General features: G+C 70.5%; 9 protein-coding genes. 2 read left to right on the top strand and 7 right to left on the bottom strand.

The annotated features are described in order from the left end of the window. Positions 1-46 precede the first annotated feature (46 nt). The gene (locus NE235_RS00640) at positions 47-2,242 is read right to left on the bottom strand and encodes a discoidin domain-containing protein (protein WP_252798653.1); all 2,196 of its coding nucleotides are present in this window, start codon (positions 2,240-2,242) and stop codon (positions 47-49) included. Positions 2,243-2,450: 208 nt separating this feature from the next. Between NE235_RS00640 and NE235_RS00635 the strand changes: the two genes are divergently transcribed. Further along, a complete protein-coding gene (locus NE235_RS00635; RefSeq protein WP_252798652.1) occupies positions 2,451-3,680 on the top strand; it encodes an ROK family transcriptional regulator in 1,230 nt (409 codons plus the stop codon). Between the two features lie 7 nt (positions 3,681-3,687). Here NE235_RS00635 and NE235_RS00630 read toward each other — a convergent pair whose 3' ends face one another. The 5 genes from NE235_RS00630 to NE235_RS00610 all read right to left on the bottom strand — a co-directional run bounded on the left by NE235_RS00630 (position 3,688) and on the right by NE235_RS00610 (position 12,093). Then, positions 3,688-7,368: a discoidin domain-containing protein gene (locus NE235_RS00630; RefSeq protein ID WP_252798651.1), complete on the bottom strand. Its 3,681-nt coding sequence runs from the start codon at positions 7,366-7,368 to the stop codon at positions 3,688-3,690. A 211-nt stretch (positions 7,369-7,579) separates the two neighbouring features. Continuing rightward, positions 7,580-8,365 carry a hypothetical protein gene (locus NE235_RS00625; protein ID WP_252798650.1) on the bottom strand — a complete coding sequence of 262 codons (786 nt, stop codon included), beginning with the start codon at positions 8,363-8,365 and terminating at the stop codon, positions 7,580-7,582. Then, positions 8,356-9,702 carry an ATP-binding protein gene (locus NE235_RS00620; RefSeq protein WP_252798649.1) on the bottom strand — a complete coding sequence of 449 codons (1,347 nt, stop codon included), beginning with the start codon at positions 9,700-9,702 and terminating at the stop codon, positions 8,356-8,358. The genes NE235_RS00625 and NE235_RS00620 overlap by 10 nt, the downstream gene beginning before the upstream one ends. Further along, positions 9,692-10,465: an AAA family ATPase gene (locus NE235_RS00615; protein ID WP_252798648.1), complete on the bottom strand. Its 774-nt coding sequence runs from the start codon at positions 10,463-10,465 to the stop codon at positions 9,692-9,694. The genes NE235_RS00620 and NE235_RS00615 overlap by 11 nt, the downstream gene beginning before the upstream one ends. Continuing rightward, positions 10,462-12,093: a Mu transposase C-terminal domain-containing protein gene (locus NE235_RS00610; RefSeq protein WP_252798647.1), complete on the bottom strand. Its 1,632-nt coding sequence runs from the start codon at positions 12,091-12,093 to the stop codon at positions 10,462-10,464. Before NE235_RS00610 ends, NE235_RS00615 begins: the two co-directional genes overlap by 4 nt. Positions 12,094-12,199: 106 nt before the next feature. On the opposite strand from NE235_RS00610, the gene NE235_RS00605 reads away from it, so the two are divergent. After that, entirely contained in the window at positions 12,200-13,222 is a 1,023-nt protein-coding gene (locus tag NE235_RS00605; protein ID WP_252798646.1) for a tyrosine-type recombinase/integrase, read from the top strand. 231 nt (positions 13,223-13,453) lie between these two features. Here NE235_RS00605 and NE235_RS00600 read toward each other — a convergent pair whose 3' ends face one another. Beyond that, a complete protein-coding gene (locus NE235_RS00600; RefSeq protein WP_252798645.1) occupies positions 13,454-14,074 on the bottom strand; it encodes an HAD family hydrolase in 621 nt (206 codons plus the stop codon).

Raw genomic sequence — 14,074 nt, 5'->3', positions numbered from 1 at the left:
CGCGCGGCGGGGTGCCGCGCGGGCCCGGGGTGCAGGGGTCAGGAGGTCAGGGGTAGCTGACCACGTTGACCGGGGTGGTCTCGGTGCCCTGGGCGGCGCCGCCGGTGTTGTTGATGACGTGGTCGATCGTGCCGTTGCCGCCGAGGGACACCGTCAGCAGGTCGTGGAACTTCACGCCGGAGGCGTTCGGCACCTCGAAGGCGTGCGCCGCGTGGATCGAGGGATCGACGTTGAAGTAGCAGTAGCTGCCGAGGCCCCACCCTTCGTGCGTCGTGACGTTCGCCCCCACCTTGTAGGAGGCGTAGCCGTTGGTGGAGCCGTTCATCCAGGCGGCCTGGTTCGGCGGGTCGTACGGCATCTCGTTCTGGAAGAAGTACGTTCGGCCGCGCTCGCCGTTCCAGACGACCTCGTACTTCTGGTAGTGCTCGACGAACAGGCCGTACGCCGTGACGTCGTTGCCGTTCACGATGAGGCCGGTGTCGGCGGTGTTGCTCGTCCAGCCGACGCCGGTGCCGTGGTCGGCACGCCAGGCCCAGATGTGGTCGATGATCGCGTTGTTGCTGTTGACGACCAGGCTGTTGGTGGCCTTTCCGACGCCCGCGCCGCCGATGCGGAAGAAGACGTCCTGGATCGAGGTCGGGTCGGCGGAGTGGTCGGCCGTGGACCCGCTCGGCCCGACCTGGAGCAGGTTGGGCGAGTTGGTGGCCCCGGCGTCGAACAGCAGCCCCGCGATCTTCACGCCGTTGACGTCGGCGACGGACATCGGCGTGACGCCGTTCAGCGGCACCAGCGTGGCGTAGCCGAGGCCGAGGACGACCGTGTCGGCGCGGGTCACGTTGAGCGTCTGGTCGATCCTGTAGACGCCCGGGGTGAACAGCAGGTTGAGGCCCTGGGCCAGTGCCTGGTTCAGGGTCGCCGCGCTGTCGGACGGCTTGGCGACGTAGAACTGGCTGAGCGGGATCGACGAGCCGGGCGTGTTCCCGCCGCTCCAGGTCGTGCCCTGGGTGTTCTGCCGCAGCGACGGCACGAACACCCGGTACGCGCCGGCGGAGTCGACGTACAGGAACGGTTTCTCCCGCGTCAGCGGCGCGTTCGCCACGGTCGTGTACGGCGGGTTCGCGAAGCTCTGCGCCGGTGCGCCCGCGACGCCGGTGAACACCATGTTCCACACGCCGTTCAGCCAGCCGCCGATCTGGCTGTTACGGGTGAACCACTGCTGCTGGGAGTACGGCTGTACCTGGCCGTCGACCTTGGAGTCGGCGATGTAGCCGCCGCTGGCCCAGCCGTAGCCGGAGGGCGCGAGGTTCAGGTCGCCCTTGATGTGCATGCGGCGGAACGGCGCGGCCTGGGCGACCGCCCAGCGGTCGGACCCGCCGGAGGGCTGCACCGCCAGGTTCTCCGCGGACCGCCAGAAGTTCTGGGTGGCGTTCCCGTTGAACCAGCCGGCGTCGACGTTGACCGCGCCGTTGATGGTGACGTCGTCGGGATTCGCGCCGAGCCCGGCGATGGAGGTGTAGAAGCCGATGTCGGCGTTGACGTTGTAGCTGCCCGGCTTGAACAGCAGCGCGTACCGCTGGCCGCCGAACTGGTTGCTCTCCTGCTGGCCGAACACGCTGTCCAGCCGGCTCTGGATGGTGGCCGACGACATCGATGGGTCGAAGACGTACACGTTGGGCCCGAGGTCGCCGCCACCGGGGAGGGTGCCGCCGCCCCCGCTCGTGGTGTGGACGGCGAACTCCCAGAGCGAGTAGCCGTATCCGGTGGTGCGTGCGGTGCCGTACATGCGAACGTAGCGGCCGGTGCCGCTGACGTTCAGCGTCTCGGTGCCGCCCTGACCGGTCGTGGTGGAGTAGACGGTGGTCCAGGTGCTGCCATCGGAGGAGGTCTGGAGCTGGTACGCCTTGCCGGCGGCGGCCTCCCACTGCAGCACCACCTGGCAGATGGACTGCGAGGAGCCGAGGTCGACCTGGAGCCACTGCGGGTCGCTGAAGGCACTGGACCAGCGGGTGCCGGCGTCGCCGTCGACCGCGCTCGACGCGGGGGTGCCGGCGTTCTCGGTGGAGGACGCGGTGGCGGGCCGGCCCTGGGCGGCATTGGCGGTGCCGCAGGTCGCCGCGCCGGAGGACGGCGCGAGGGCGACGAAGAGACCGGCGAGGAGGGCGATGACCGCGGCGACCGATACCGGCAGGCGCCGTGGGGGTCGCGGCCTGGTCCGGTCACCTGGGACGAAGGCGGGTTTCATGAACGTCTCCCGGGTTTCGGGGGGCGGGGAGGGAGAGGACGCGCGCAACACCTTCGTCGCACGCGCGGAGGCGGGGCCCTTTGTTCCAGGGCTTAATTAATGACGTGATTTAACCTCGGCGGCCTGCCATCGTCAAGGCTGCGCAACACCCGGGAGCCCGGCTTTTCGACTGCTTGTTATAAGATCTGAACTAATCGGGGAGGTCGGTATGCGGGAGCACGTCACACCGGAACGACGGCGAGGCACGGTACGGGACCTTCGCCGTGACAACCGGTCGGTCCTGCTCTGGTCGCTGTACTTCGACCAGCCCTGCACCCGCCAGGAGCTCAGCCGGGCGACCGGCCTGTCCCCCGCGTCGGTCAGCAACGTGGTCCGCGAGCTGATCGAGGAGGGTGTCGTCGCCGAGGCCGGCGCGATCGACTCCGACGGCGGCCGCCCGCGCGTCCTGCTGCGCATGAACAGCGACTACGGCTACGTCATCGGAGTCGACGTGGGCGAGACCCGCGTCCGCGTCGAGCTGTTCGACCTGGCGATGACCGAACGGGCGCGCGTGGACTCCCCGCTGGACCCACGCGAGCACGGCGTCACGACGATCGTCGAGCGGATCCACGAGGGTCTGTCGGCCGTGCTCGCCGACGCGGGCGTCGACGCCTCCGCGGTCCTCGGGGTCGGCATCGGCGTCCCCGGCGTGGTCGAGCAGGGCGACGAGGTCCTCGTCCACGGCCAGACGTACGGCTGGGAGGCCGTCCCCCTGGAGCGCCTGCTGCGGGCCGGGACCGACCTGCCGCTGCACATCGACAACGGCGCCAACACGATGGGCCGCGCCGAGATGTGGTTCGGCGCCGGCCAGGGCGCCCAGCACGCCGTCGTCTGCCTGATCGGCTCGGGCGTCGGCGCCAGCATCATCGCGCACGGCCGGACCCACCGCGGGTCCACCTCCAGCGCCGGCGAGTGGGGCCACACCACCGTCGTGGTCGGCGGGCGCAGCTGCCGATGCGGCTCCACGGGCTGCCTCGAGGCGTACGTCGGCGCCGAGGCGGTCCTCGACCGGTACGGAAGGACACCCGGCCAGGACGAGGAGACCGCCCTGGCCGCCCTGCTCGACGCGGCCGGCCGCGGCGAGGGAGACGCGGCACGCGTCCTGGAGGAGACCGCGCTGTACCTCGGCGTCGGCCTCGCCGACCTGATCAACCTCTTCAACCCCGAACGCATCATCCTCGGCGGCTGGGCCGGCCTGCTGCTCGGCGAGCGGCTGCTCCCGGCCATCCGCGACGCGGCCCGGAGCAACTCCCTCAAGCACGCCTTCTCCTCGACGTCGATCGAGCTCGGCAAGCTGGGCCCCGAAGCCGTCGCCCTCGGCGCCGCGACCCTCCCCATCGAACTGTTCCTCAACGGCGCCCAGCTCTCCGTCGCGGACCGCCGCCGCTCCGCCGGCTGATGATGATTCAGCGTCCCGTCCGGGCCGAGACGGCGGAGGTGCCGTAGCCCTGGGCCGTGACCTCCAGGTGCCCGGGAGACAGCTCGCCGCGTGGGCAGGAGATCGTCACGGTCCGCTGCTCTCCGGGCAGCAACCACAGGTAGTTGTCGGAGTATCGGGCAGGCAGCACCCGAGCGCCCGACCGGTGGTCGCGGAGCGAGAGCCGTACCATCGGCGCGACGACGTCGCCGGCGTTGCGCACGGTCACCGTGGTCGTCAGGCGGCCGTCGCGTCCCGCGCGGGCGTGGCCTCCGGTGAGGCGCAAGACGGCTCCGGACAGCTTGGTCAGCGCCTGAAGGTCCTTCGGCGCGGCATACCGCCAGTAGGTGTTCTCCGACAGCGTCCTCCCGTCGGCGCCCGTGAGGCGCAGCCGGACCAGGTGCAGAGGGTGGTCGCCGCCCGGCTGGGCGACGGTGAATGCGGACGCCGTCGACGAGGCGGCGATGTCGACGGTCTGCCGTTGGTGCGCCGCCAGCCGCCCCCCGGACAGGTCCAGCACGTCGGCCTCGACGACCGCGGCGCGTAGTTCGTCGGCGGTGTGGTTGACCGCGATCACGTTCCAGTGCTGCGGGTCGGCCTGCACGTGGTGCGGCTCGCAGCCGACGCGTGCGCCGTAGTAACTGCCGTTGACGTCGAGGTCGTAGTCGTAGGTCTGCCACACGGTGCTGTGCCAGGCCGGGTTGGACATCCACAGCAACAGGCCGCTGGCGTCCTTCCACAGGTTGGCGTTCCATGCCTCGAACATCGCGCGCATGGACTCGAAGTTGACCAGTTGTGCCTTGGCGCAGAACTCCTCCAGGCCGGCGGACTCGCCGAGGCGTTCGTCGATCGCCGCCTTGTAATTCTGCGGGTACTGGTTACCGCGGGTGGACCAGTCGTGGTAATTCCACACCGTGCCGATGGGCCAGCCCTCCTCGTCGCCCACCAGATTGCGCATGCTCTCGACGACCGACACGGTCGGAATGCCGATCTCGGTGTGGAATCCGAACGTGCCGGCGCCGTAGGTCCGCGGCGAGTAGTACTGCGCGGGATCGATCCAGGCGTACGGCCCGCCGCCGCTGACGACGCCGGCCGCCGAGTTGCTGACGTAGCGCACGCCGGGATGCTCCTCGGCGACGGCGGTCCTGGCACCCTCGTCGATCTCGCTTGAAGGAGTGCCCTCGTTGGCACCGCACCACACCGCGATGCACGGGTGCGAGCGGTACCGCCGCACGGTGTCGCGTACGTGCTCGAGGTAGAGCGCGTGGTCCGGCGGGTCGAGGAACCACGCGTTCCAGAAGTCGTTCCACACCAGCAGTCCGTTCTCGTCGCAACGGGCGTAGAACTCCTCGCGGTCGCTGCTGCCGAGCCAGTTGCGGATCATCGTGAAGTTCATGTCACGGTGCATCTCGACCACGGCCTCCATCCGGCCGTCTCCCATGCGGCGCAGCAGCTCGTCCCAGCCCCAGTTGCCGCCGCGGCACATGATCTTCACGCCGTTGACGCTGATCTGGAGTTGGTGCGGCCGGTTGTCGACGGCCTGAACGTCGGTCCACCTCTGGCCGTCGTCGGAGACCTGGATGGTGAAGGTCAGGGCGTACGCGACCTCCCAGAGCAGGGTGATCCGGTTGAAGGATCGCGTCTTGCCCAGATCCACCTGGATCCATTGGTCGTCGGAGTAGGCGGACGACCAGCGGGTCTTAGAGTCGCCGTCCACCGCGGCCGAGGCGGGATGGTCGGCGGTGTCGGTGGAGGAGGCGGAGGCGTCGCCGTGCAGAGCGAGGTCGGTCTGGGGCTGCGCGCTGTCGATGACGGACAGCGTCCACAGGGAGACGCCCCAGCCCGTGGCGCGACGACCGGCCCGTATACGGACGTATCGGGCCTGCTGCGTTGGGATGTCGACGGTCTGCTCGACGCGGTCGGCGCCAGGCTCGAAGGTGATGGGGTTCTCGGAGGCGTACTGCAATTGGCGCAGTCCGGTGCGTACGGTGCGCCGGTCGCTCGTGACGGCGCCGACCGAGGCGGAGACCTCCAGGTCGTGGAGGGTGGGATCACCGTAGCCGTTGGGCCACCACAGGGCCGGGTCGGACAGGCGCAGGGCGGGGAACTCATCCGGGGAGAAGACCGCCTCGGCGCTCTTCCCGCCATCGATCGGGATGTTCTTGCGGACGCGGACGTCACCGAGCGTGGCCTGGACCGTCACCGTGCGCCTGGTCGCGGCGACGTTGCGGATCGGCACGGTGAGGGTGACGTCGGCGCGGGAGCGTTCCGGCAGATCGGGAAGCACGGTGTCCACCCGCGGATCGCCGATGACGGCCGGGCCGGTGGAACGCAGCCGCACATGGTTCCAGATGCCCATGACGCGGTCGCGTACCGCGGGCATCCAGTCCCAGCCGGACACCGCCAGGTAGGTGGGGCCGTTGCGCATCATCATGGCGGAGCCGGCGTCGGCATAGGGACTGCCGTCCGGACCCTTGTCGCCGGGGCTGCCCGGATAGGGCATGGGGTCGATGCGGACGGCCAGCACGTGCTGCCCGCCGCGCCGGAGCCGGGCGGTGACGTCGAAGGCGCCGCGCGCGGACGGGTGGGTGAGTTCGCCCACCTTGGCGCCGTCGAGCCAGATCTCGGCCTTGTGGTTGACGCCGTCCAGTTCCAGCCAGACGTGGTCATGGCCGCGGGCGCCGAAACCGTGCGGGACGTCAAAGACGCGGCGGTACCACCAGGAATTGCGGCTGAGCGCCTCGGGAACGCGAAGGTTGTCGAGGCCCCGCACGGGGTCGGGCAGGTGACCCTCCTCCACCAGGGAGGCCAGCACCGTGCCCGGCACCTGCCCGCGCAACCAGCGCGAGGTGTCCACCCCGGGGGACGACAGCCGCGATCCGTCACCGGTGCCGGCGAAACCGTCGAGGGTGAGGTTCCAGCCCGACTCGATCGGCACGGTGCCGTCGTCCGCGACCTTGAGCGGGGGGACCGGCCGGGCGCCGCTCGTCCAGTCGGTCCATCCCGTCGACTGCGGACGGCCGGCCAGGGCGGTGCCGAGAACCTGGAAGGAGTTCAGGCCCAGCGGGTTCGGATTGGACAGTGCGGTGCCGACCATGCGGATCCATCGCGTCGTGACGGGCTGGTCGAAGACCACCTCGACGGTGCCGCCCTTGTCCGTGCTGCCCTCCTTGACCGGCTTCCACGTTCTCCCGTCGGACGAGATCTCGATGCGGAAGCGGGAGGCGTAGCTGGACAGGACCTCCCAGCCCGTGGTGTTCACGCGCGGGTTGACGTCGTCGGCGGGCTTGAACACGACGTCGCCCTCGGCCGCCTCGAAGACGAGGACGACCGAGGTGACGCGGCACGCCCCCTGCAGGTCGACGGCCACCCACTGCGGCGTGTCGGTGCCGGCCGCACGCCATCCGCTGCCGCGGGGACCGCTGCTCGCCATGCGGTCGACGACGAAGTGACCGGGAGTGGGCGCGTAAGCGGTCGAGGAGACCTGTACGGGGCGGTAGAGCGCGAGGTCGCGGGCCCCCGCGCTCGGGGTGGGGGGCGACGCGACCGCCCGGTCCTCGAACGCCCCGACCAGGCTGACGCTCGCGAGCACCGTGGTTCCCGCGCGCAGTATGTCGCGGCGCGACAACCGCGCTCTCTCGCGTCTGTCCTCGGCGTGCTCGTCGAGCATCGGCGCTCCCTGGTTCATGGTGCGGAGGCACGTTTCAACATGAATCGATGAATGACATCGTTGTCATCCACCGCGCCTAGTTTTGGCCTCAGGGCCGCCGCGCGTCAAGACCACGACTCCGCCAGAAGACCTCAGGTGCGGCGGCGCCCGCGACGTGCCAAGCGACACGAGAGTGTCAGTAGAAGCGACACGAGAGTGTCAGTGACCTGGGTCACTCGGTCTTCGGCTCCAGTAGCAGGGTGTCGTGGAGGTTGACCGGGATGTTCAGGCTGAAGGCGACCTCGGGTGTCAGCTTGATTTGTGTTGGCTGGCCGTGGGGGTCGATGCGGCAGGTGATGTATCCGGCGTCGACGGCGGCGTCGAGGAGTTCGGGGTCGCTGGTCAGGATGTCTTTGATGCGCTGGTGGTCTCGGTGGCCGGCGCGGTAGGCGATGAAGGCCATGCCGGGCGCGGGGCCTTGTTGCTGGTTGAGGACGTGCTGGATCCGGGTGCGGACGTCTGGGCCGAGGAGGTTGGGCTGCACGGCGAGTCGCAGGATGGTGCCTTCGCCGGCGGTGAGGCGAAGGACCGGGTGTTCGTGGAGTAGTGCGGCGAGGTGGTCGGCGGCGTTCTGAGCGCGTTCGAGCGGCCAGTCCAGCACGTGCGCGATCTGGTCCACTCCCATGGGGTGGGCGAGGGCCAGGATCAGGACGGCGTGCACACGATCGGCGTCGTCGAGCGAGTCGGTCGAGTTGGTTGCGGGGCTGGCCTGGACGGTGTGGTCATCAGGGCGGGTGGGGCTGTGGTCCAGCCATCCGGGCCAGGGCAGGTCGAGTCGCCTGGCTACGGCGCGGACGGCTCGTACGGGTAGGTCGTCGAGGTCGGCGCCGTCGGTGAGGCGGCGGATCCGGTGGACGGGTAGCCCGAGCAGGTCGGCGAGTTGCTCGCTGGTCATGCCGTGGTCGCGGGCCCGGCGCAGGAGCCAGGTTCCCAGCGGGTCGGGTTGCCTCATGTCCATGCGGGGGTGCTCAGGTCGAGGGTGTGGGCGTTGCCGACCAGGTTGCGCAGGATGAGGCGGCGCTGCCGCATCCAGAGGGTGCCGTGCCCGGCGGGCGGCTCGACGCGGTCGGCAGAAGGGTCACCGGCGGCGGTGGTGGCGGTCAGGGCGCGGTCGGCCTGGGTGCGGACGTCGTCGTGCGGTGGGGTGAGGTCGAAGAACGGGTCGCCGGGGTGGCGGGGGCCCTGCATCTGGCGGAAGGCGAGGTGCGCGGCGATTGCGGGCCGGGCGTGGGCGGGGATGGGAAGGTACTCGCCGTTGATCTTGATGCCGGTTGCGGTGCTGGTGACGTCGTCCATGGTGAGCGTGCTGGGGTGCCAGTACCGTTCGTCGCCGCGGCGGTCGAAGGGGAACAACAGGAACAGGGTCGCGGCGGCGGCCGGGCCGGTGGCGATGGTGGCCCGGTTGATGGCCGCGACCGCGGTGGAGGTGAGGCGGTGGCCCAGGCCGGGGGCGCCGGGCCATGTCTGGTGGTGGAGGAGGAGCCCGTCGCGTAGGAAGGCCGCTTGAGTGGCGCGGAGCCGGACCAGGGCTTCGCCGTCGGAGGCGCACCGGTAGAGGCGGGCGGCCAGGTGGATGCTGAGCGGCAGCGCGAGCCGGTCGGGTGCCTGGCCGGCCTCCCCGACCTTCCGATGGGCGCGCAGCCAGGTGCGGGCGGCCTGGAAGGTCTTGAGCCACAGCTGGTCGACGCGGGCGGCGGTGTTGCGGTCAAGGGCGCGGATGCAGGCGGCTCGAAAGGTCAAGAAGTTGTCGGCGGGCAGGTCATCAGGGATCGGCTCGCCGATCGCCTTGGCCCTGGTCGCGGCCGGCGGGCGGGGCCGTATCCGGTCGAGTTCGCGCGGGTCGACGGTCCTGACCTGGCTGTCGGGGTCGCGGCCGAACGCGGTGACGACCGAGCTGGCGGTGGTGCGGGAGGCGTCGATCAGCCACAGCCGGGTTCGGTGCGGGCGGTGGGGGCCGAGGAGTGCACGCAGGTAGGGCGCGAATTCTGCTGGCATGGTGTGGGCGCGGTCGACCACCAGGTGCGCCAGACGGTAGCCGGTGACCCATGCTTTGGCCTGGTCCCAGGGGCGTTGCGGGGACGACAGCCGGGCGGGCAGGTGCTTGCCGAGCCCTTCCAGAACGCAAAACAGGAAGTCGTTGATCGAGCCGCTGTAGGGGACCGGGCGCAGCACCACGATCCCGCCGTCGGGGTCGGTGAGTTCCCGCAGCCGCCGTCCGGTGGTGGGCAGGTCGTCGGTGTCGCGGATCACGGTGACTTGGGCCGGCTCGGCCGGGCCGGGGCCCTCAGCGGGCACGGTTGGGTCCCCCGCCATGCAGCGCGAACGCGTTGGTGATGATCTCCTCGTCGATGGCCGTGCGGCCGGCGCGCTGGGCGAGCAGGTGCGCGGTTGAGGAGAACGACGCCCAGTTGCGCCAGATGCCGTGGGCGAACCGGTCGTCGATGTAGTGCAGCAGCTCGTCGTCGGCGTCTTCGTACATCGGGTGGTAGCCGCGGATCGCCTCAGGGACGATGTCGCGGTCCAGCGGGGTGATGGCCAGGCGCCGCCAGATCCTCGAGGCGAGCATCGGCTCGCGGGCGAGCACCTCCCAGCAGCCGTGACCGCCGACGTACAGCAGCCCGAGCCGGGTGTCGGGGTCGTCGTGCAAGTGCCGCAGCAGCTCGATCCCGTGCCCGGTCAGCCGCTGGGCCTCATCGACCACGATCAACCGCGGGATGCGGGCCAGCTCGGCGATCAGCTCGCGGGTGAGATGGAAGCGGCTCTTGGACGAGCCGTGACTGCCGGTCAGCGTCAGCAGCAGCGCGTCGACGACTTGTCGCAGCGTGGGCTGCGGGCTGAACGACACCGTGCACACCTGGGGTGCTTCCAACCGGCCGGTGCCGGCGGCCAGCGCCTGCGCACACGTCCGCACGGCGAAGGTCTTGCCCAGCCCGGCATGGCCGTGGATTACCCCAACCGCCTCGTGCGAGGTGACATCGGTGACCACGTGCCGGGCCAACTGCAGCTGCGGGGTGGAGATGATCCGTGCCCCGGGCGGCCCGGCCTGCGGCGCCCTCACCACGGCCGGTGTTCCCGGTCGACGTCCAGATCGGCCAGATCGACCGGTTCGATAGGGCCGATCGGGACGATGCCCAGCAGACTGGTGCTGGTCTCGGGCCGAGGCCTTCCCCCGCTCCCACCGGCCCGGTTGAGGCGCTCGGCTTCAGCGGGACTGATCTTGCGCACCGACTCGGTGCTGGTGTCGGTGGCCGACAGAGCCGCCAGGCGCATCCGGCCACGCCGGCGGGCGGCGGAGCGCTGCGCTGCGGCCTGTTTCTCCTGGGCGCGGGCGGCGGCGTAGAACTCGGCTTCCTGCTCGGCGGTGAGCGCGTTGGTCGGGTAGCAGGTCGCCAGGAACTCCCCGTCGAGGTAGACGTCGATGAACCGGTCATCGTGCGGCATGTACCGGATCTGCACCTGCGTGCCGCGCCGCTCGCGGATCAACCCACCGGGATCAAGCCACTTGAGGTTGCGGAACCGAATGCCGTGCGGGCCGATCGTGCGCGGCCGGCTGGCCAGCAGCAGATGCCGTAGGTGTTCGGCGGGCACATCCTCCAGCGGGCTGGCGTCGGCGGCCCAGGCCTCGGCCGGGGTCCGGCCGAGCTCGCTGTGGACGTGCTCGGTGTTGTAGGCCTGCACCCAGTTACCGAAGATCCGCGCGAAGCTCTCCAGACCCAACGGCAGCCCGGCCTCTTGCCCGGCGGCAGCGGCATCGCCATAGCCGACGCGAGCCTTGACCCGGTCATCCAGCGGCCCCGCCAGCCGGCCGTTGACCTCGCGTGGCCCGCCGGTGTAGCCGGGCAGCGTGCACAGCAGCATCTCATCGACGGTCAAGAACGCCCTCTCGATCTTGCCCTTCTGGTTCGGGCTGTAGCCGGGAAGAACGTGCGGCACGGTGCCCAGCGCGGCAGTCGCCGCCGTCACGGCCGCCGCGGCGAACTCCAGTCCCTGGTCCAGGCGCAGCACCCCGGAGATCCCGTGTGCCGGGCCGGTGGCCGGATCATCGACCATCCCCATGCGCAACGCGGTCAGCACGGTGCCGGTGTGCGGGGTGAGCGCGATCGCCCAGCCGGTGATGACGCGGGTGGCATCGTCGATGAACATCGTCACCCACGGCGTGACGGCCTTGCCGCGCGGCGGTAGGACCAGGATCGGCAGGTTCTTGTGATCGCCTTCCCACACCTGGTTGCGCCAGGTCGCCTCACGCTCGAGGTAGACCAGCTTGGCGCGGCGGGCCCGTTCCCCGCCGGTCACCCCGGCGACGAACGCCGGCGTCAGCTGCTCGGTGAACGCCCGCTGCAAGGTGCGGGCTGTCACCGGGGCCGCCCCGGCCCAGCCGGCCAGCAGGTCGGGGTCGATCGGTACCCCGGCGCTGGTGGTCCGCCCGGCGATTGCGGCCGACCGGGCCCGGTGCACCGCCGAGACGTTCCCGCAGAAGTCGACGAAGGCGGCGATGTCGGTCTGCGACAGTGCGAACCGCGGACGCGGACGCGGAGACGACCCGAGCCGGCGCCACACCGTCCGCTCGGCCACTCCCAGCGCCGCCGCCGTCGCACTAACCTCGGCGGTGATGGACTCGCCTCGATCGCTCAGCCGCCGCAGCCGGTACAGCGCCGCGTCCCATTCCTCGCGCGTCAGCCTGCCCACCGCGGCACCCTCCCGGCACGGCGTGGGCGCCGACCGCACAGACGATGATCGAACGGACCCTATCGGAGCTTCCGATACTTGTGAATATCGGCAGTAGGCTCCAGGGATGACTTCCGATACTTCGGCGCAGGCGGGATCACAGGCCGCCGGAACAGCTTCCGATACTGGGGGAGCTCTCGCCGAGGGAACGACACCGGCTCCCCGTCGCGGCAAACAGCCGACCCCGATCCCGGCCGCCTACGCCGCGGCCTACGACGACTACGAGCAAGAGCTCACCCGAGCGGGCGGGCCGCTCGACCCCGACACCGTCCGCGCCTACCTGTCCAGGGTCCGCCAATTCCTGGCCTGGCTTCCCGACGCCGATGTCGGCGGTGACCCGCTTACCGGCCCGGCCGCCCGTGACGGAGCCGCCCGCGACTACCGCGCCTTCCTGCTGACGGTCGCCAAGCGCAAGGCCTCAACCGTCAACGCGCACCTGACCGCGATCGACGACTTCTTCCGCCGGCTCGGGCTCGGGCCTGCCGCCGCCAAACGCCAGGAACTGCCCCAGGCCGCCCCCCGCGCCCTGTCCGAACGCGGCCTCACCCGCTGGCTACGCGCCGCCGAACGCGCCAGCGCCCGCGACCGGGCCCTGGCCTTCACCGAGCTGTACGCCGGCACCCGCGGCGGAGAGACCGTCGCCCTGGACCTCGGCGACGTCCGCACCTCAGCCCGCAAAGGCCACCTGATCATCCGCTACGGCAAGAACGGCAAATATCGCGAGGTCCCGCTGCACCCCAAGCTCCGCACCGCCCTGGACGACTGGCGCGCAGAACGCGCTAGCTGGCCCGCCGCCGACACCAACCCGGCGCTGTTCCTCAACGCCCGCGGCGGCCGGCTCTCCACCCGCGGGGCCTACGACATCCTCAAAGCCATCGCCGAGGACGCCAACCTCGAAGTCGGCATCGACGGCGAATTCACGCCTCACACCTTGCGGCACTCCGCCGGGACGATCATGGTCCGCAGCGGCGAAGACATCGTCGTCGTCGCCGAACTCCTCGGCCACAGCGTCGAAACCGCCCGCCGCTACAGCCTGCCCACCGAGCACGACAAACAGCGCGCCATCCGCCGGATCCCCGTCGACGAGTAGCGCGCTCCTCCACACCGGGCACTGACACTCTCGTGTCCGCGGCTGGGGACGATGCGCCGGTCATGGGCGATGCGTACTTACTTGAGGTAGCCGCGCAGCCCGTGGCGGGGGTCACGGCCTTCGTCGATCTTGCGGCAAGCGGATGTCGGCGGGTGCGTCGACGTAGACGGCCGCGTTCAGGAATCGGGGCCTCGGCGCTGGGGTTACGGCGAGCCGGGTGGAGGTAGTGGCTCACGATGGCGACCGGGCGGCGTCCCACTGGGCGAGGCTTTCCCTCAGCCGGGTGGGGGTGGTGAAGAGGTGACCGCGCATGCCGGTTGCCTCGGCGGCTTGGATGTTGTTCTGGCGGTCGTCGACGAAGAGGATGCGAGCCGGGTCCTCGCGCAGCGCGTTCTGGCACCACCGGTAGGCGTCCGGCTCGGGTTTGGCGTGGCCGATGCGGCAGGAGAAGGCACGTACCTGAAAGTGCTGGAGCCAGCGGTGGTGTGTTTCGTAGTGGACGGCCAACTCCTCGGGGATGTTGGACAGCAGCGCGATCCGCCGGCCGGATGCCACGAGCTCTTCCACCAGGGCGACCATGGTCTCGTTGACGGCGCTGCACGTGGCGATGTCGGCCTCAATGAGTTCCGCGATCCGGCGGCGGTCGAAGCGGGCGCCGAGGGCGCCGGCCACCTGGGACCAGTAACCGGGGCCGGTCACCTCTCCACGGTCATAGGACGGGCGCAGCGCCCAGTACGCCTCCCAGAAGGCCGGGCCCGAGACGCCCGCCGTCCGGGCCAGCCGGTACTTCCCTTCGGTGGACTGGTGGTGTGCGAGCACGCCGAACAGGTCGAAGAGCACGGTGCCGGTCAC

This window comes from Actinoallomurus spadix (genome assembly GCF_024055725.1).
GTDB lineage: Bacteria > Actinomycetota > Actinomycetes > Streptosporangiales > Streptosporangiaceae > Actinoallomurus > Actinoallomurus spadix.
This window is presented reverse-complemented; position numbering and strand designations above follow the sequence as displayed.